Raw genomic sequence first — 17,932 nt, 5'->3', positions numbered from 1 at the left:
CCTACCCCGCAATCCTTGCGATAGGGTTAGGCCTGATCCGCCAGCTCGCCCGCTGCAATCATCGCAGGCACCGTCAGCAGGAAATGGTCAGCCGCAATGTCGAGCCGGCCGCCGCACGCGCCCGCCAGCCCGCGCACGAGCCGCAGCGAAAAGCCGAGGCCCAGAAGCGGACCGTCCGGCCACTCCCCCTCTTGATCGTAGGATGGGTCGAGCAGCGCGCTCTCTTCGATGTCGCGAAGGGAGGACGGACGGTCGAGAGCCATCATGACATGGCCGCCCGCGCCCTCCGGCTGAAACCAGCAACGCCCCCGGATCGCCTCCCCGGCGGGCGCCACGGAAATGACGGTGCGGAAAAGATGCTGGAATATCCGCTCGCCCTGAACGGCGTCGATCCGCAGATGCGGCAGGCGGTCCGCCAGTTCGACATCAATGATCCTGTCCCCCGGATCGCGGAAGCGGCTCGCCATCTGGGTCACGAGCAGCGCCGGGTCCACGCCCGTCGCCGCGCTCCCGTCGTCCGCGCCAGACACCTTCGCGGACAGGTCGAGATCGTCGAACGCCATCAGCAGATGGCGGGCATCGGCGACGATCTTGCCCGCCATGTCGCGATACTGATCGCCTGCCGGACCGAACAGTTCCTTCTCGATGATCTCCGCAAATCCGAGGATCGCATTGAGCGGGGTGCGCAGTTCATGGACCAGTTGGCGCAGCGAATCGGGCGACAGGCCCGCTACGACTACGGCGGCAGCCTGCTGATCGTGCGCGACCTCGTGCGCATAGGGGCGACGGGCCTGCCCTCTATATCCCTGAAACCGGCCCGTCTGCGGGTCGAAATAGGGCGCAGCGGACACCCGCCATTCCCCCGCCATCGCGCCGCCCGCGATCGTGAAACGTCCGTTCTGGAAACCGCTGCGGCGGCGGAAAGCTCCTGCGACATGACCGTCAGGCCCGCTTCCTTCGTCATAGGCGGCGTCCGCCAGCGACAGGCCGATCAGCGCCGCGCGCGGCCCCCTGTCCACCCAGCGAACGACCCCGGCCGCATCCGTTTCGAACCCGAAGGAATCGGGATAGACACGCGCCTCGGCAGGCTCGGCGGGGCGTTCCGGTTCGGCCGACCGGCGTTCGCTGGTAAAGCGCGCAATGCGGTCGACGAGATTGCGTATCTGGCTTTCGTTTCGCGCGGCGGTCGGCAGCGGCGTGACGGTGGCGGCGGGGGCGTTGTCCGCCGATTCCATCTCGGGCGTCAGAAGCAGGTCGCTGGACCCGATCAGATCGAGCCGCGAAGTGGTCAGCACCAGATCGTGCGCGCCAAAGGCTTCCAGCGCTTTGCGGGTGGCGGGGCCGACATCCTTGCGGTTGCGCAGCACGCCCCGCGCCGTCGGGCCAAGCTGGGGGAGCAGCGATACCCACAAATCGTCGGGCAAACGCGCCCGCGCGATCGCCGCCGCCGCGACGGCGGGGCGATCTTCGCTGAAGAAGCGGACAAGGTTCGGCGATTGCAGCCGCCCTCCCAGTTCCACCACCGTCGCAAGCCGCTGCGTCTCGTTCAGCTTGCCGCGAAGAACCGTCAGCCGCGCCAGAAGTCCGTCGCGCTCTTCTTCGTTCAGCTCGCCACGTCCCGCCCGGTCGCCCTGCGCCAGCAGATCGACGCACTGACGCCACAGGGTGACGGAGTTCGGCCCTTGGCCGTCCCCCGCTGCCAGCACTGTCTGCATCAGGTCGTTGAAACGCACCGAAATCCCCGCAATTCCCCGCCAGTTCCGACGCGGAAGGCGACCCCCGCAATCGTCGGCGCATGTGTAGGCGCTCGTCGCAAAAAGGGAAAGGGCGAGGCCGCATCGCGATCTAATGCGAACGTCGCATAGTGGGACAATTGCAATGCGGTGAAATTTTATTATGATCGTCAGGGCAAACTGGACAGGAAATAATTTAACTGATGGCCGGCCCCAATATCGACGACATCGACCTGCAAATTCTCGGTGAATTGCAGGACAATGGCAGAATGACGAATGTCGAACTGGCGCGAAAGGTCGGCCTGACCGCGCCCCCGTGCCTGCGCCGCGTCCGCGCGCTGGAGGAGGCGGGCGCGATCACCGCCTATCATGCCGTGGTCGATCCGTCGATGCTGGGCTACACCATCACTGTCTTTGCGATGGTCAGCCTCAAGAGCCAGGCCGAAGCCGATCTGAAGGCGTTTCAGGATCATGTCGCCGACCTGCCCGAAGTCCGCGAATGCCACATGCTGAACGGCGAAATCGACTTCATCCTGAAAGTCGTGGCGAAAGACCTCCAGAGCTTTCAGCAGTTCCTGACGTCCAAGCTGACGCCCGCGCCCAATGTGGTGAGCGTCAAGACCTCGCTCACCATCCGGACATCGAAGAACGTGCCGGGCGTCCCGCTTCCCGTCTGAGCCAAATGGGACAGAAGGCCGTCAGGCGGCCTTCTGGTCCTTATGCTCGACCCATACCGACCAGAAACCGGCGACGGCGGCCCATTTTCCCGTCACCTGTGCCAAAGCCGTGCGCGCTGCGGCGAGATCGCCCGACCGGGCGAGAGCGACGCCAAGGCGGGCATTGGCACGGTCGGCGTCGACGCCGCCCTTGGCAATCGCGGCGCGATATTGCTCCACCGCCTGCGGATATTGCGCCAGCGAGAAATAATCGTCGGCCACCGCCAGCGCATCCTTGCCACTGGCCGACGCCGCCGCCTTCTTGGCGAGCACGGGCAATGCGGCGATTTCCTTGGTTGCCTTGGGCGTAACTGACTTCAGGATCTGGCCGGTAGCCGCATCCGTCGCGGTCAGCTTGCCTGCGGCGCGGCCCGATTCGATGATCGTCTTGGCCTCGGCATAATAGCCCGCTTTCTCGGCTGCCTGCGCATAGGCCTGATAATCGCGCTCGCTCGCCATCGCGCCATTGGCGGCCTGAAGACGATAAAGGTCTAGCTGGAGCTGCGGCTCAAGCTCCGCCGCCGTCTGGTAATTGACCAGCGCGGTGCGCCATTCCTCCCGATTTTCCACCCGGTTCAGCCGCTCGCGGTAGAGCTGGCCCAGTTCGGCCCAGTCCTTCGCCGGATAGGCCATGGAAATCGCCTTATCCAGCCAGGCGACCGGCACGTCCTTGCCCGCCGCCTTCTGCGCGGCGATGGCCTGCTGAACGAAGGCGCGCGCGTCCTTCGGCTTGTTGCGGCGAAGGGCGATGTCCGACCGCAGCATCAGCGCGTCGACCCCGTCATAGCCCAGCGTCTTCGCATAATCGAGCTGCGCAAGGGCGTCGTCATAATTGCCGACCTTGTAGGAAAGATAGGCCGCCGCGAACCGCAATTTGGGCGCATCGGTCTTCGGCACCGAACCGGTCTTGAACATGTCCGTCAGCGCCACCCGCTGCGCCTGCGGATCGAGTTTCTGCGAAGCCAGCTCGAACCGCAGACCGGCTGCGACATAGGCTTCGAAATCGCTGACGGGCATCAGCGCGGAAATGCGGGCCTGCGCAGTCGCGGCATCCCGCGCCCGCAACGCCGCCTGCGCGGCCTGAACCGACGCCCGGAACGTGTCCGACATGACAATGGGTGGCCCCGCGACCGGCACTTTCTTCTTGGCGGTAGCGGGACCGGCGATCAGCGCCGTAGCGATGAGGGCGTGGGACAGGCGGAAAGTGAAGGGACGAAAACGCATGGCCAAAACGGCCTCCCGCGAAAAAGCATCATGAATGGGGGACCATGCCGCCCTCGCTCATCGGGCGAAGGCGGCATGGGAAATGCGATCAGGCGCCCTTGGTGCTGAGGTAGGAGAGCCACAGGCCCGCGATCTGCTTGCGCGCCCCGCCCTGCACGGCGCTGAACGCCGCCTTTGCACCGGTCACGTCACCGCCCAGCATCTTGGCGATGCCGATACGCGTGTTGACCTCATCGGCGTCGACGCCGCCCTTCTGCTTGGCGACTTCGAACATCGCCACCGCCTTCGCATAGTCGCCATAGCCGAGATAGGCGTCGGCGGTCGCCGCCGCGATCTTGCCGTTGGCAGCCTTCTGCGCATCGGCCTCCGCCGATCCGAGCGAGCTTTTGTCGCCCGCGATCCGTGCGACGGCAGGCTGATACAGGTCCGCGCCCTGGCTGGCGTTCAGCACGCCCTTCGAACGGCCCTTGTCGATGACGGACTTGACCTCGCCATAGATGCCGGTCTTCGATGCCATTTCGGCATATTCGGTATAGTCCGCCGCGATGACGAGGCCGTCAGACGCGCCCAGCAGGCGCAGCACGTCCAGATTCTCGCGGTTGCTGATCGTCGGGTTCGCGCGCTGGAACAGGCGCACCAGCGTCCGCAGATTTTCGCCGCTCGGCTGGGCCTCATAGGCCATCTTCGCCCAATCGGTCACGTCAGGCAGCTTCGCCGCTTCGGCCCGGCCGACACCGATCTGATACCATTGTGCCGGAACCTGCTGCCCCGATGCCTTGGTCGCGTCCGCCGCCGCCTTGAGCGCCGCCAGCCCCTTCACCGTGTAGCCGCGCCCCGGTTCGGCGGCCGTATTGGTCGTCCCCGCCTTTCCGAAATAGGCCTGCGCCAGCGTCGGGTTCACAGCCTCGGGCTTGTAACCCGCCGCCAGCGATGCTTCCGCGCGCTGGATGGCGACGTCGAAATTCTTCGCCTGCACGGCCTGATCCGCGACGATGGCGTTGAACTGACCGGCCTGCTCGGGCGGGGTCAGACCGCTGTCGAGCATCTGGTTCAGCGCCTCGCCCTGAAGCGCGGCGTCCTTGGAAACGATCGACGTGTTGAGTTTGATCGCGCCGATCTGATATTTGTCGTCGTTCGACTTCGCCTTGGTGTCCGCGTCGGCGAGCGCGGCCTTGGCAGCGGCAAAGTCCTGCTTGTCCGATGCCTGCTGCGCCGCCTGCAACGACTTGATGACGTCAGGCGACAGATTGAGCTTGGGACCAGCCTTCTTCTCTTCCTTCTTGGCGGCCAGAGCCGGCGCCGAAACCGCGCCGCCAGTCAGCGCCAGAACCAGCGCGAGCGACATCGGAGTAATAAAACGCATGATCCTCTTCTCCTCTATACGCCTGACAGGGGAAGCAGGCGTCGAATATGGGTTGGCGACCGAATAGGGGCGGTCGCGTGAACGGCCTTTGAACAAGCCTATCTCGGCTGATTTTGCAACAGTTATGCGCGGCTTTCGTTCCGCCTGCGAACGGACCCGCACGGCCTGCCGCATTGACCGTCCGCGCAGGCGCGAGCGCGCGCGAGGGGTGACAGAATTGTTTCGCTCCGCTAGTGCATCACCCACGTTCCGCATCCACCCAGATAAAGAGAATCGCTTTGACCGACGAGACCGTCCTCGCCGACCCTTCGGACATCAGCCCCATCTCCATCGTCGAGGAGATGAAGACCAGCTATCTCGACTATGCCATGTCCGTCATCGTCGCCCGCGCCCTGCCGGACGTGCGCGACGGATTGAAGCCGGTCCACCGCCGCATTCTCTTCTCCGCCCAGGAATCGGGCTTCGTCTACAACCGCCCCTATCGCAAGTCCGCCCGCCTCGTCGGCGAAGTGATGGGTAAATATCACCCGCACGGCGACAGCTCGATCTACGACGCGTTGGCGCGCATGACGCAGGACTGGTCGATGCGCGTGCCGCTGATCGACGGTCAGGGCAATTTCGGCTCCATGGACCCCGATCCGCCGGCGGCGATGCGCTACACCGAAGCGCGCCTTGCCAAGGTCGCGAACGCCCTGCTGGAGGATCTCGACAAGGACACCGTCGATTTCACCCCCAACTATGACGCCTCGGAAAGCGAGCCGCAGGTGCTGCCCGCCCGCTTCCCCAACCTGCTGGTCAACGGCGCGGGCGGCATCGCGGTCGGCATGGCGACGAACATCCCGCCGCACAATCTGGGCGAAGTGCTGCGCGCATGCCTCGCCTATATCGACAATCCCGGCATCACCACCGACGAACTGATCCAGATCATCCCCGGCCCCGATTTCCCGACCGCGCCGCTGATCCTCGGCCAGTCGGGCGCGCGCAGCGCCTATCATACCGGGCGCGGCTCGATCATGATGCGGTCGCGCCATGTGATCGAGGAAGGGCGCGGCGACCGCCAGTCCATCGTCCTCACCGCCATCCCCTATCAGGTCGGCAAGTCGGGCCTCGTCGAAAAGATCGCCGAAGCCGCCAAGGACAAGCGGATCGAGGGCATCAGCGACATCCGCGACGAATCGAGCCGCGAAGGCGTGCGCATCGTCATGGACCTGAAGCGCGACGCGACGCCGGAGGTCGTGCTCAACCAGCTCTGGCGCAACACGCCCGCGCAGTCGAGCTTCCCCGCAAACATGCTCGCCATTCGCGGCGGACGCCCAGAACTGCTGGGCCTGCGCGAGATCATCGAGGCGTTCATCCGCTTCCGCGAGGAGGTCATCACCCGGCGGACCAAGTTCGAACTCAACAAGGCGCGCGACCGCGCCCATATCCTGCTCGGCCTCGTCGTCGCCGTCACCAACCTCGACGAGGTGGTGAAGATCATCCGCGGTTCCGCCAGCCCTGCCGAAGCACGCGAAGCGCTGCTGGCGCGCGAATGGCCCATCGGTGAGATCGCCCCCTATCTCCGCCTCGTCGAAGCGATCGAAGGCGACATCGAAGGCGACAGCTATAAACTGTCCGACATTCAGGTCCGCGCCATCCTCGACCTGCGCCTGCATCGCCTGACTGCGCTCGGCCGCGACGAGATCGGCAAGGAACTGGCCGAACTGGCCGAAGCCATCGCCGAATATCTCGCCATCCTCGGCGACCGCGTGAAGCTCTACGCCGTCATGCGCGAGGAACTGGAAGCGATCGAGAGCGAGTTCGCCACCCCGCGCCTGTCCGAGATCACCGCCGCCGCCGACGGGATCGAGGACGAAGACCTGATCGAGCGCGAGGACATGGTCGTCACCGTGACCATGCAGGGCTATATCAAGCGCACCCCGCTCGACACTTTCCGGGCGCAGGCGCGCGGCGGCAAGGGCCGCTCCGGCATGGCGACCAAGGATGAAGATGCCGTCACCGAACTGTTCGTGACATCCACCCACACGCCGGTCCTCTTCTTCTCGACCACGGGCAAGGTCTATCGCCTCAAGGTCTGGCGCCTGCCCGAAGGCGGCCCGGCAACGCGCGGGCGGCCGATGGTCAACCTGCTGCCGCTCGGCCCCGGCGAGACCATCTCCACCGTCCTCCCGCTGCCGGAGGACGAGGCGGAATGGAGCAAGCTTCATGTCATGTTCGCCACCGCCAAGGGGTCCGTCCGCCGCAACAGCATGGACGCCTTCGCCAACGTGCCGTCCAACGGCAAGATCGCGATGAAGTTCGAGGGCGAGGATGAGGACGACCGGCTGATCGGCGTCGCCCTGCTCGACGAAAGCGACGATGTGCTGCTCGCCACCCGTCAGGGCAAGGCGATCCGTTTCCAGGCGGAGGATGTGCGCGAGTTCCAGAGCCGCAACTCGACCGGCGTGCGCGGCATGAAGCTGGCCGACGGGGACGAGGTCATCTCGCTGTCCGTTCTCCATCGTTCGGGCGCGGACGCCGAACAGCGCGAGGAATATCTGCGCTTCGCTCCGTGGAAGCCTGAAAAGGAAGGCGAAATGCAGGACCGCGACATGTTCGCGCATATGCAGGAGGCGGAGCAGTTCATCCTGACCGTCTGCGCCAACGGCTATGGCAAGCTGTCCTCTGCCTACGAATATCGTCGCACCGGGCGCGGCGGTCAGGGGATCACCAACATCGACAATATTGGCCGCAACGGGCCGGTGGTCGCCAGCTTCCCCGCGACCCGCGCCGACCAGCTCATGCTCGTCACCGATCAGGCGAAGCTCATCCGCATGGGTCTCGACAGCCTGCGCGTCATCGGCCGCAATTCGGCAGGCGTGCGCCTCTTCAACGTCGCCGACGACGAGCATGTCGTGAGCGCCGCGAAGATCGAGGAAAGTGACGAAAACGACAGCGAAGTGGACGCCTCCGAAGCGTGAGCGATCTCTTCGCCTACAAGGTGCTGACCGCGGACCAGTTCGCGCAGTTCAAGGCGGACGGCGTCTTCAGCGGCGCGCCGGTCGATCTCGCGGACGGCTATATTCACATGTCCACGCGCGATCAGGCGGCGGAGACGGTGGCGAAACATTTCGCGGGTCAGGACCGCCTCGTCCTGCTGATGATCGACCTCGCGCCTTTCGGCGAGGCGGTGAAATGGGAAGTCTCGCGCGGCGGCGCGCTCTTCCCCCACCTCTACGGCGACCTGCCGATGAGCGCCGTCGCGGGCAAGGTCGTCCTGCGCATCGGTGAAGACGGAAAACACCTCTTCCCCGCAGGCTTCTAATTCCTCCCCTGCAAGGGGAGGAAGACCGCGCCCTGTCCATCCCCCGCCCGCAATGCTATGAAAGGCGGACGTAAGCATCGGATAGGAAAGCAAATTTCCTACCCGCGCACTGAAATGTCAAAACTTGCGGGAAATATGCGAAGCTAAGCGCGGGTCATGCGAACGACCCGCCCTCGCCTGACCACATAGTCCCACCCGCCCCAGCGAATGCGGCGGGACGCGGCGGCGGCCAGTTGCACCGCCAGATGCGCCCACGTCACCCCAAATGGAGCGGCCATGTCCCACCAGAGCGACCGCCGCGCCAGCCGCGCCTGCTCCGGCTCCACGACAGCGCCGATGATCCGCGAACGGACGCCCGCCCTGCCGCACGCCGCGCCATAGCCGACCGCCACCGCGCTCCAGCCGCCCCAGCCCAGCGCCCACAGCCAGCCCGCCGCCTGCACCGCCACAACGCCGGTCGCCAGCGCCCACATGCCCGCACTGTTCGTGACGATATGCCGATATTGCCGCACCCCGAAGCCCAGCAGCCCGCCGCCGCCAATCGGGCTGGCCACCAGCAGGTCGCGCACGGGCCGCAGCCGCAGCCTGGCGCGCCATCCGGCAAGGCCGATGCTCATATCGTCGGACAGCCTGCCCGCCAGCACCGCGTCCAGATCGAGCCGGTCCGCCACCTCCCGGCCCATCGCCATCGCGCCGCCCCACGGCATCGTCGCGCTCGGCGAACGCGGCAGCGTCGCAAGCTGCATCTCCACCGCGCCGACCAGCGCGGCGATCCCCCGCCCTTCCGGCAGCAGCAGCCGATATCCGGTCACGATGTCCGCCTTCCCCCGCACCAGCGGAAAGAGCAGCCGTCCCACCAGCCGCTCCGGCGGCGCGATGTCGGCGTCGATGAACACCAGCCACCGGTCATCCGGCCGAAGCACGCGCAGGGCCGCGCGCAGCTTGTGCACCTTCTGCCCCTCATCGTCCGCAACCCCCGCCGCAACCGCTTCCACCCAGCCCGGCTCCCGCGCCGCCAGCGCTTCCGCCGCCGGGCACGCGCCCGACGTCGCCAGCAGCAGCCGGAACGGCGCGCTCTGCGCCTTCAGCCGGGCGATCAGGTCCGCGCCGCCATCCCAGTCGTCCCGCACACTCAGGATCACCACCGCCCCGTCGGGCGCTTCGACCTTGCGGTCCTTCGGCAGGTGCCGCCAGTAATTCAGCACGCCCGCCACCGTCAGCGCCTGCAGCATCGCCCAAAGCCAGATCATCGCATGCACCAAAGCCTTTACCGTCCTGACCGCTGCTGTATGACGCTCAGGCCATGCTCTCCAACCCCTTTCTCTTCGCGCTGATGCGTCACCTGCCCGCGCCGGTCGCAAGCTGGCTGGGGGGATGGCTGTCCCTCAATGTGGCGCGCCGCACGATGAAGCTGCGCGACGCCCGCGCCCGTGCCAATCTCGCCATCCTGCGCCCCCACCTGTCCCAGGCGGAGCGCGAGGCGATCCTGACGCGGCGCTGGATCAACATCGGCCGCACCGTCGCGGAACTCGCCAATATCGACCGGCTGGTGAACGACGCCCATGTCCGCGTGATCGACCGGCCGGGCTACAAGCAGGTGCTCGACGGTCCCGGCCCGATGATCGCCTTCACCTGCCATCTGGGCAACTGGGACTTGCTCGCCGCCTATATCAAATGGTCCACCGACCGCCCCGGCCTCGGCGTCTACGAAGATCCGGACGACCCCAAGGTCGCCGCCCAGCTCCGGAAGGCCCGCTCCAGCTACATGGGCGAGGCGATCGGCGGCGAGGGCGCGGCGCGCGGCGTGCTCAAGCACCTGACCCAGAAGGACCGCGCCACCCTCTATATCCTCGCCGATGAACGGCGCGACCGGCAGGTCTGGTTCCCCACCTTCGGCCGCCCGCTGGAGCCATCGGGCAACCTCTCCATTGCGCTGCGCCTTGCGCGCAAGGTCGGGGCCAGGTTCCTGCCCTTCTACCTCGTCCGCACCGGCGGCCCGCATTTCGACCTCCACTGGCACCCCCCGCTCGACCCCAGGGAAATGAGCGACGCACAGATCGTTGGGGCGCTCGACCGCTATCTCGGCGAAGCCTGCATCGCCCATGCAGACGAATGGCTGGCGCTGCACGACATGGACCTGACCGTGCCCGGCCATGATGTGACTTGAGCCGCATTCCCCGCTAGAGCGCGTCCCATGTCCCGAATCGCGATCAAGACCTGCGGCCTGTCGACGCCGGAAACGGTCGGCGCCGCCGTGCGCGCCGGGGCCAGCCATCTCGGCTTCATCCACTTCCCCAAAAGCCCCCGCCATGTCGATGCCGACCGGATGAAGGCGCTGGCTTCCGCCGCTCCCTCCCATGTCGGGCGCGTCGCCGTGCTGGTCGATGCCGATGACGATCAGATCGCGCAGCTAACCGGCACCGGCGCGCTCACGGCGCTGCAACTCCACGGCGGGGAAAGCCCCGCGCGCGTCGCCGCCATCCGCCAGCGCTTCGCCCTCCCGGTGTGGAAGGCGATTTCGGTCAAGACCCGCGCCGACATCGACGCCGCCAGCGCCTATGCCGGGGCCGCAGACCTGCTGCTGTTCGACGCGAAGACGCCGGAAGGCACGCTGCCCGGCGGCATGGGCCTGCGCTTCGACTGGACGCTGCTGCGCGACGTTTCGCCCTCGCTCCCATGGGGCCTGTCGGGCGGGCTTTCCGCCGACAATGTGTGCGAGGCGATCCGCCTGACCGGCGCTCCGCTGGTCGATGTCTCTTCGGGCATAGAGGACGCGCCGGGCATCAAGAGTGTGGACAAGATCATGGCCTTCTGCAAAGCGGTTTCCGCATGTTGACGCCGACCCAACCGCTTCCGCGCGTCGAAGGACGATGGCGCTGATCGCTTCCGACAAGAAAGCGAACGCCCATAATAGTCCCTGGAAAGACCGATCATGACCGACACTATCGCCCTGCCCAACAGCCTTCGCAGCCAGCCTGACGCCAACGGCCATTTCGGCGCCTTCGGCGGCCGCTATGTCGCCGAAACGCTGATGCCGCTGATCCTCGAACTGGAGAAGGTCTACCGCGCGGCAAAGGCCGACCCCGCCTTCGACGAAGAGTTCGCCGAACTTCTCCGCACCTATGTCGGCCGACCCAACCCGCTTTATTATGCGGGCCGCCTGACCGAAGCGCTGCGGGCGAAGGCGGCCCCCGGCAAGGGCGCCAAAATCTACCTCAAGCGCGAGGAACTCAATCACACCGGCGCGCACAAGATCAACAACTGCATCGGTCAGGCGCTGCTCGCCCGCCGCATGGGCAAGAAGAAGGTCATCGCCGAGACCGGCGCGGGGCAGCACGGCGTCGCCACCGCAACCGTCGCCGCCCTGTTCGGCATGGAATGCAAGATCTTCATGGGCGCGAAGGATGTCGAGCGGCAGAAGCCCAACGTCTTCCGCATGAAGCTGCTGGGCGCGGAGGTCGTGCCCGTCCATTCGGGATCGGCGACGCTCAAGGATTCGATGAACGACGCGCTGCGCCACTGGGTGTCGAACGTCCACGACACCTTCTACATCATCGGCACCGCCGCCGGGCCGCACCCCTATCCCGAACTCGTCCGCGACTTTCAGTCCGTGATCGGCAAGGAAACCCGCGCGCAGATGCTGGAGGCCGAAGGCCGCCTGCCCGACATGCTGATCGCGCCGGTCGGTGGCGGCTCCAACGCCATCGGCCTGTTCCACCCCTTCCTCGACGATCCCGAAGTCGCCATGATCGGCGTGGAAGCGGCGGGCGAAGGGCTGGACAGGAAGCACGCCGCTTCGCTCGCGGGCGGCGTGTCGGGCATCCTGCACGGCAACCGCACCTATCTGCTCCAGGACGAGGACGGCCAGATCACCGAAGCGCACAGCATTTCGGCGGGTCTCGATTATCCCGGCATCGGTCCGGAACATAGCTGGCTGCACGAAATCGGCCGGGTCAAATATATGCCGATCAAGGATGATGAAGCGCTGACAAGCTTCCAGACGCTGTCGAAGCTGGAAGGCATCATCCCCGCGCTCGAATCCGCCCATGCCGTCGCCGCTGCCGAGCAGATCGCGCCGACGCTGGACGCGGACCGGATCATCGTCGTCAACCTCTCGGGCCGGGGGGACAAGGATATCTTCACCGTCGCCGACGCGCTGGGAGTGGAGATGTGAGCATGACCGCCGACCGCCTCTCCACCCACTTCGCCGCCTGCCGCGCGCAGGGCCGCGCCGCGCTCATCACCTTCGTGACGGCGGGCGATCCCGATGTCGCCGCGACGCCCGCCATCCTCGACGCGCTGGTCGAAGGCGGCGCGGACATCATCGAACTGGGCATGCCCTTCACCGATCCGATGGCGGACGGCCCGGCCATCGAACTCGCCAATCTGCGCAGCCTCGGCTCGGGCACGAAGACGAAGGACATATTCGCCCTCGCCGCCGACTTCCGCGCGCGCCATCCCGACACACCGCTCATCCTGATGGGCTATGCCAATCCGATGCTGGTGCGCGGGTCCGACTGGTTCGCGGACCAGTGCAAGGCCGCTGGCGTCGATGGCGTCATCTGCGTCGATACGCCGCCCGAGGAAGACGCCGAGATCGGCCCCGCCCTGCGCGCGGCAGGCGTTCATCTCGTCCGCCTCGCCACCCCGACGACGGACGCCGCCCGCCTCCCTGCCGTCCTGAATGGCGCGAGCGGCTTCCTCTATCACGTCGCCGTCGCGGGCATCACCGGCAAGCAGCAGGCGGCTCAGACATCCATCGAAATGGCGGTCGCGCGCCTGAAAGCCGCAACCGACCTGCCCATCGCCGTGGGCTTCGGCGTGCGCACGCCCGATCAGGCCGCCGCCATCGGTCGCGTCGCCGACGGCGTGGTTGTCGGCTCCGCCATCGTCGATATCGTGGGCAGCCATGGCGATGCCGCCGCGCCCTTCGTCCGGCAATTCGTCGCGTCGCTTTCCGGCGCGCTCACCCGAACCCAGGAGACCGCCGCATGAGCTGGATCAACCGCGTTCGCAACGCCATCCCCTTCATCGCGAAGAAGGAAACGACCGCAGAGACGCTGTGGCACAAATGCCCGTCCTGCGCGGAGATGATCTTCATCAAGGAGTGGGAGGAGAACCTCTCCGTCTGCCCGCGCTGCGACCATCATGGCCGCATCGGCCCCAGCGACCGGTTCGAACAGATACTCGACGCCGGGTTCATCCTGCTGCCGACCCCTCAGGTGCAGGAAGACCCGCTCAAGTTCCGCGATACCAAACGTTACCCCGACCGGATCAAGGCCGCCCGCCAGTCGACCGGCGATCAGGACGCGCTCATCAACGCACGCGGCGCGATCGACGATGTGCCGCTGGTCGTGGGTGTGCAGAATTTCGCCTTCATGGGCGGTTCGATGGGCATGGGCGTGGGCGCGGCTTTCATTCAGGGCGTCAATGACGCCATCGCCCACAAATGCCCCTATGTGATCTTCACCGCCGCGGGCGGTGCGCGGATGCAGGAAGGCATATTGTCGCTGATGCAGATGCCTCGCGCCACCGTCGCCATCCAGAAGCTGCACGCGGCGGGCCTGCCCTACATCGTCGTGCTGACCGATCCGACCACCGGCGGCGTGACGGCCAGCTATGCCATGCTGGGCGACGTGCAGATCGCAGAACCCAATGCGCTGATCGGCTTTGCCGGGCAGCGGGTCATCGAAAGCACGATCCGCGAAAAGCTGCCCGACGGGTTCCAGCGCGCGGAATATCTGCTCGATCACGGGATGCTCGACATGGTGGTGCATCGCCGCGATCTGCGCGACACGCTGGCACGGGTGATCGGCTATCTGACGCCCCGCGCCGCCGCCTGATCCACTTCGCCGGGGGAGAGCGCCGTGCCCGATCACGCCGTTTCGGATGATGCCGCGGTGCAGGCGCAGCTCGACCGCCTCTGGTCGCTTTCTCCGGGCGCGGACATATTGGGTCTGGAGCGGATCACGCGGTTGCTTGAACGGCTCGGCGATCCACATCGCGCGCTGCCGCCGGTCTTCCATGTCGCGGGCACCAACGGGAAGGGTTCGACCTGCGCCTTTCTGCGCGCCGCGCTGGAAGCGGACGGACGCACGGTTCATGTTTTCACCTCACCCCATCTCGTCCGCTTCAACGAACGTATCCGCGTCGCCGGGCAACTCATTGGCGACGCGGCGCTGGCGCGCTATCTGGAACGGGTGCTGGACATTGCCGAAGGGGTGAATGCCAGCTTCTTCGAGGTGACGACCGCGGCTGCTTTCCTCGCCTTCGCCGAACATGATGCCGACGCCTGCATCATGGAGGTGGGCCTTGGCGGGCGGCTGGATGCCACCAATGTCATTGCCGATCCGGCGGTTTGCGGCGTCGCGCAGCTCGGCATCGACCATCAGGCGTTTCTCGGCGACACCATAGAGCAGATCGCGGCGGAAAAGGCCGGCATCGCCAAGCGCGACGCCCCTCTGGTGACGCTGCGTTACGCCGCGCCGATCCAGCATGTGATGCAGGAAGCCGCCGACAGGGCAGGCGCCCGATGGATCGCACAGGGCGAGGCATGGGACGCCGCGACATACCGCGACCGGCTCCATTATCGCGACGCCTCGGGGCGGCTGGAAACGCCGCTCCCCCGGCTGGCGGGCGCGCATCAGGTGCAGAACGCCGCGCTCGCTTTCGCCATGCTGCGGCATCAGGACCGCCTGCCCGTCAGCGAAGCCGCGCTCAAGGCCGCGCCGCTCTGGGCGCAATGGCCCGCGCGGCTTCAGCGGCTGGAGGCAGGACCGCTTATCGCTCCCCTCCCCGCCGGATCGACGGTGTGGCTCGACGGCGGCCACAACGCCAGTGCAGGCGAAGCGATTGCCGCCTATTTCACGCAGGACCGGCTGGAAAGCGGCAAGATCGACATCATCATGGGCATGTTGGCGAACAAGGATGTGGACAGCTTCCTCGCCCCGTTCATGAGCAAGGTCGCGCACATCCACGTCCTGCCGGTGCCCGGCCACGACCATCATCCTGCCGAACGCTTCGCCGCCATCGCAAACCGTCATGGGACCGGATGCACGGCGCACGATAGGCCGCATTCCGCCATTGCCGCTGTAGCGGCATCCGCGCAAAGGGCGAACCGCGTGCCAAAGCTGTTGATCGGAGGGTCGCTTTATCTGGCGGGTGAAATCCTGCGGCTGAACGCGCAACTGCCAGACTGAATTTTCTTGCGACTCATTCGCATTAGCTTATCCTGCATTCACATTTGATGCGGAAGGCGATTCGATGGCGCACCCTGATCCTCTCGACCTGTCCCGGCCGATGCCGGCCGGATATGGCAACCGGCTGTTCCTGTTCGCGATGCGGCGGATGGCGAGCGGGGGAGTCAACGATGCCCACGCAGCCAACGCGATGCTGGGCGCATTCGGGCGAAGCTATCGCCGTCCGCTCGTGCTCATGCGGGCGATGATGCTGGAACTGGCGCGTGCGTCGAGCCGCCGGATTCTCGTCGCGCCCTGCTGCTGCGCGCGGATGACCGCCGACGAGGCGCTGATGATGCGGGCGACGGGCGAAGCGCTGGACTGTCCCGCCCTCGCCTACGAGCGGGTGAGTGAATTGCTGGGCAACGACCGTGCGCTGGGCGCGCTCACCTGCTTACAGGCGGTGGCGCAGGCACATGCCGACCTCGGGCGTCCGCTCGATCTTTACGCGGGCTGACTGCCCTCCTCCGTCGCTGCCGTGCCGACACTGGCGTCGATCAGGCCAGCGCGCATCATCAGCCAGAAGAGCAGGATGCCCGGCACCGCCAGCACGGTCGTCAGCAGGTAAAAGTCGACATAGCCGAACCGCTCAATCATCGCGCCCGCCGTCGTTCCGGTCAGGAACCGGCCGACGATGCTCGCCGCCGCCGAAATCAGCGCATATTGCGCAGCAGTGAAGCGCAGGTCGCACAGCGCCGAGAAATAGGCGACGACCGCGACGCCGCCGACGCCGCTTGCGAAATTTTCGAACCCGATCGCGCCCGCCATGCCGAGGTTGCTCTTCCCTGCCGCCGCCAGCGCGGCAAAGCTGAAATTGGACACTGCCATCAGGATCAGGCTGATGAGCACCGACTTCTTCAGGCCCAGTCGGGCATAGAGCACGCCCCCCACGAATATCCCCGCCAGCAGCGCCCAGAAGCCGACACCGACATCGTAAATGGCGATTTCGGTATTGGTGTAGCCCAGATCGTTGAACAGCAGCCGGAAGGTGAGGTTGGCGAGCGTGTCGCCGATCTTGTGGACGATGATGAAGGTCAGCACCAGAAGCGCCCCACGCCTGCGGAAAAAGTCGACGAACGGTCCTATGACCGCCTGCAACAGTTCGCCGCCGCTGCGCCGCGTTTCGGGCGGACGATGCCGCTGCGGCTCGCCCACGATCAGCGCGGCGATCATGGCAGGCAAGGCGAACAGCGAACAGGCGATGTAGGCGACGGTCCAGTTCCACTGGTCCGCCAGCACCAGCCCCAGGCCGCCCGCAGCAGCCGCGCCGATGCGCCAGCCATATTGCGACATGCCCGCGCCGACGCCCAATTGCTCGGGCTTCAGTATTTCGATGCGATAGCCGTCGATGATGATGTCGAACGTCGCGCCGGCAATGCCGACGAGGATCGCGGCGCGAACGGTCGCCATGACATCGGGCGTCGGCTCCGCAAAGCCGAGATAGATGACGCTCGCCATGACGAAAACGCCGGCCGCCAGCATCCACGACACGCGCTGGCCCAGACGATGCAGCACCGGGATCTTCACCCCTTCGATGACCCACGCCCAGAGGAATTTGAAATTATAGGCCAGCAGGACGAGGCTGAACGCTGTGACGCTTTTCTTGTCAATGCCGTCCTGAGCCAGCCTCGATGCGAGGTTGCCGCCGATCATCGCGAAGGGGAAACCGGATGAAATGCCAAGGGCGAGCGCGGCGAGCGGCCCTTTTTCGGCATAGGGCCGAACCGCGTCCCGCCAGTTACGGCGTCCCTCAATAGCGTCTGTCATGAAAAAGCGCGTCCCCGAAGCCGATCCCCGTTGCCGCCACCTTATGCCCTCAGAGCCTCGGCGCAAGCGCCATCGCGCCTGTCAGCCTTCTGCGTCGAACAGCATCAGGCCGGGCGGCAGCTTCGGCCGCCGCCCGCCACGCAGCACCGCGTCGATCACCCTGATCGCGGCCACCAGATCGCGCGACGCATAGGGCTTGGCGAGGCAGCCGACCGCGATGGACTGCGCGTCGATGGGGCGACGCCCCGTGACGAACAGCACGGGAAGCGCCTGCGCTGCCGCATGCCGCGCCACATCCAGACCGCTGCGATCCCCATGGAGGCCGATGTCCGCGATGACGAGATCGACGCCGCCCTCGTCGATGACACGGACGGCATGGTCGTAATCGTTGACGGTCGCTGCGATACGGTATCCCGCCTGCTCCAGCGCATGTTCATTTTCGAACGCGACCAGCGGCTCATCCTCTACCACGAGGACGGTCAGGATATTCGGACGCGGTGGCCTGCCGTCTTCCTGCCTGCGCAATCCTAAAAACATTTGCCAAGCCCGCCCTCATTCCGCCATGCAGCCGATGAAACGCCGCGCCC

The 17,932-nt window shown here is 66.1% G+C and carries 16 protein-coding genes; 10 read left to right on the top strand and 6 right to left on the bottom strand.

What is annotated here, in order from left to right; all coding sequences use genetic code 11:
* Positions 1 to 26: 26 nt before the first annotated feature.
* Positions 27 to 1,733 carry a histidine kinase dimerization/phospho-acceptor domain-containing protein gene (locus SAMIE_RS04615; RefSeq protein ID WP_066701337.1) on the bottom strand — a complete coding sequence of 569 codons (1,707 nt, stop codon included), beginning with the start codon at positions 1,731 to 1,733 and terminating at the stop codon, positions 27 to 29.
* 203 nt (positions 1,734 to 1,936) lie between these two features.
* Between SAMIE_RS04615 and SAMIE_RS04610 the strand changes: the two genes are divergently transcribed.
* Positions 1,937 to 2,410, top strand: coding sequence for an Lrp/AsnC family transcriptional regulator (locus SAMIE_RS04610; RefSeq protein ID WP_066701338.1), 474 nt, complete (start codon positions 1,937 to 1,939; stop codon positions 2,408 to 2,410).
* 21 nt (positions 2,411 to 2,431) lie between these two features.
* Here SAMIE_RS04610 and SAMIE_RS04605 read toward each other — a convergent pair whose 3' ends face one another.
* Together SAMIE_RS04605 and SAMIE_RS04600 are read right to left on the bottom strand one after the other, a co-directional pair.
* Entirely contained in the window at positions 2,432 to 3,673 is a 1,242-nt protein-coding gene (locus SAMIE_RS04605) for a tetratricopeptide repeat protein (protein WP_066701339.1), read from the bottom strand.
* Between the two features lie 88 nt (positions 3,674 to 3,761).
* Positions 3,762 to 5,036, bottom strand: coding sequence for a hypothetical protein (locus SAMIE_RS04600; protein ID WP_066701340.1), 1,275 nt, complete (start codon positions 5,034 to 5,036; stop codon positions 3,762 to 3,764).
* A 278-nt stretch (positions 5,037 to 5,314) separates the two neighbouring features.
* Between SAMIE_RS04600 and gyrA the strand changes: the two genes are divergently transcribed.
* Both gyrA and SAMIE_RS04590 read left to right on the top strand, forming a co-directional pair.
* Positions 5,315 to 7,996, top strand: a complete 2,682-nt coding sequence (gyrA, locus tag SAMIE_RS04595) for a DNA gyrase subunit A (RefSeq protein ID WP_066701341.1) — start codon at positions 5,315 to 5,317, stop codon at positions 7,994 to 7,996.
* Entirely contained in the window at positions 7,993 to 8,340 is a 348-nt protein-coding gene (locus SAMIE_RS04590; RefSeq protein WP_066701342.1) for a DUF952 domain-containing protein, read from the top strand. The genes gyrA and SAMIE_RS04590 overlap by 4 nt, the downstream gene beginning before the upstream one ends.
* A gap of 143 nt (positions 8,341 to 8,483) precedes the next feature.
* On the opposite strand, the gene SAMIE_RS04585 is transcribed toward SAMIE_RS04590, so the two are convergent.
* Positions 8,484 to 9,590: a glycosyltransferase family protein gene (locus SAMIE_RS04585; RefSeq protein ID WP_066701366.1), complete on the bottom strand. Its 1,107-nt coding sequence runs from the start codon at positions 9,588 to 9,590 to the stop codon at positions 8,484 to 8,486.
* A 53-nt stretch (positions 9,591 to 9,643) separates the two neighbouring features.
* Between SAMIE_RS04585 and SAMIE_RS04580 the strand changes: the two genes are divergently transcribed.
* The 7 genes from SAMIE_RS04580 (at position 9,644) to SAMIE_RS04550 (ending at position 16,035) form a co-directional block, all read left to right on the top strand.
* On the top strand, positions 9,644 to 10,507 hold the full coding sequence (locus tag SAMIE_RS04580) for a lysophospholipid acyltransferase family protein (RefSeq protein WP_066701343.1): 864 nt from the start codon (positions 9,644 to 9,646) through the stop codon (positions 10,505 to 10,507).
* 27 nt (positions 10,508 to 10,534) lie between these two features.
* Positions 10,535 to 11,176 carry a phosphoribosylanthranilate isomerase gene (locus tag SAMIE_RS04575; RefSeq protein ID WP_066701344.1) on the top strand — a complete coding sequence of 214 codons (642 nt, stop codon included), beginning with the start codon at positions 10,535 to 10,537 and terminating at the stop codon, positions 11,174 to 11,176.
* 96 nt (positions 11,177 to 11,272) lie between these two features.
* Positions 11,273 to 12,514, top strand: a complete 1,242-nt coding sequence (gene trpB, locus SAMIE_RS04570) for a tryptophan synthase subunit beta (protein WP_066701345.1) — start codon at positions 11,273 to 11,275, stop codon at positions 12,512 to 12,514.
* Positions 12,515 to 12,516: 2 nt separating this feature from the next.
* Positions 12,517 to 13,335 (top strand): tryptophan synthase subunit alpha, encoded by an 819-nt coding sequence (trpA, locus tag SAMIE_RS04565; RefSeq protein WP_066701346.1) that lies wholly within the window; start codon positions 12,517 to 12,519, stop codon positions 13,333 to 13,335.
* Entirely contained in the window at positions 13,332 to 14,183 is an 852-nt protein-coding gene (gene accD / locus SAMIE_RS04560) for an acetyl-CoA carboxylase, carboxyltransferase subunit beta (RefSeq protein ID WP_066701347.1), read from the top strand. The genes trpA and accD overlap by 4 nt, the downstream gene beginning before the upstream one ends.
* A gap of 24 nt (positions 14,184 to 14,207) precedes the next feature.
* Positions 14,208 to 15,539, top strand: coding sequence for a bifunctional folylpolyglutamate synthase/dihydrofolate synthase (locus SAMIE_RS04555; RefSeq protein WP_066701348.1), 1,332 nt, complete (start codon positions 14,208 to 14,210; stop codon positions 15,537 to 15,539).
* Between the two features lie 64 nt (positions 15,540 to 15,603).
* Positions 15,604 to 16,035 (top strand): DUF6628 family protein, encoded by a 432-nt coding sequence (locus SAMIE_RS04550; protein ID WP_066701349.1) that lies wholly within the window; start codon positions 15,604 to 15,606, stop codon positions 16,033 to 16,035.
* Here the strand turns inward: SAMIE_RS04550 and SAMIE_RS04545 are convergent.
* The gene (locus SAMIE_RS04545) at positions 16,023 to 17,345 is read right to left on the bottom strand and encodes an AmpG family muropeptide MFS transporter (RefSeq protein ID WP_066701350.1); all 1,323 of its coding nucleotides are present in this window, start codon (positions 17,343 to 17,345) and stop codon (positions 16,023 to 16,025) included. The two genes, SAMIE_RS04550 and SAMIE_RS04545, sit on opposite strands and share 13 nt — an antisense overlap.
* Positions 17,346 to 17,426: 81 nt before the next feature.
* A complete protein-coding gene (locus tag SAMIE_RS04540; RefSeq protein ID WP_066701351.1) occupies positions 17,427 to 17,882 on the bottom strand; it encodes a response regulator in 456 nt (151 codons plus the stop codon).
* Positions 17,883 to 17,932 lie beyond the last annotated feature (50 nt).

Source organism: Sphingobium amiense (assembly GCF_003967075.1).
GTDB classification, from domain to species: Bacteria; Pseudomonadota; Alphaproteobacteria; order Sphingomonadales; family Sphingomonadaceae; genus Sphingobium; species Sphingobium amiense.
Note: the sequence above shows the minus strand (reverse complement) of the source record. Positions and strands in the feature narration are given on the sequence as shown.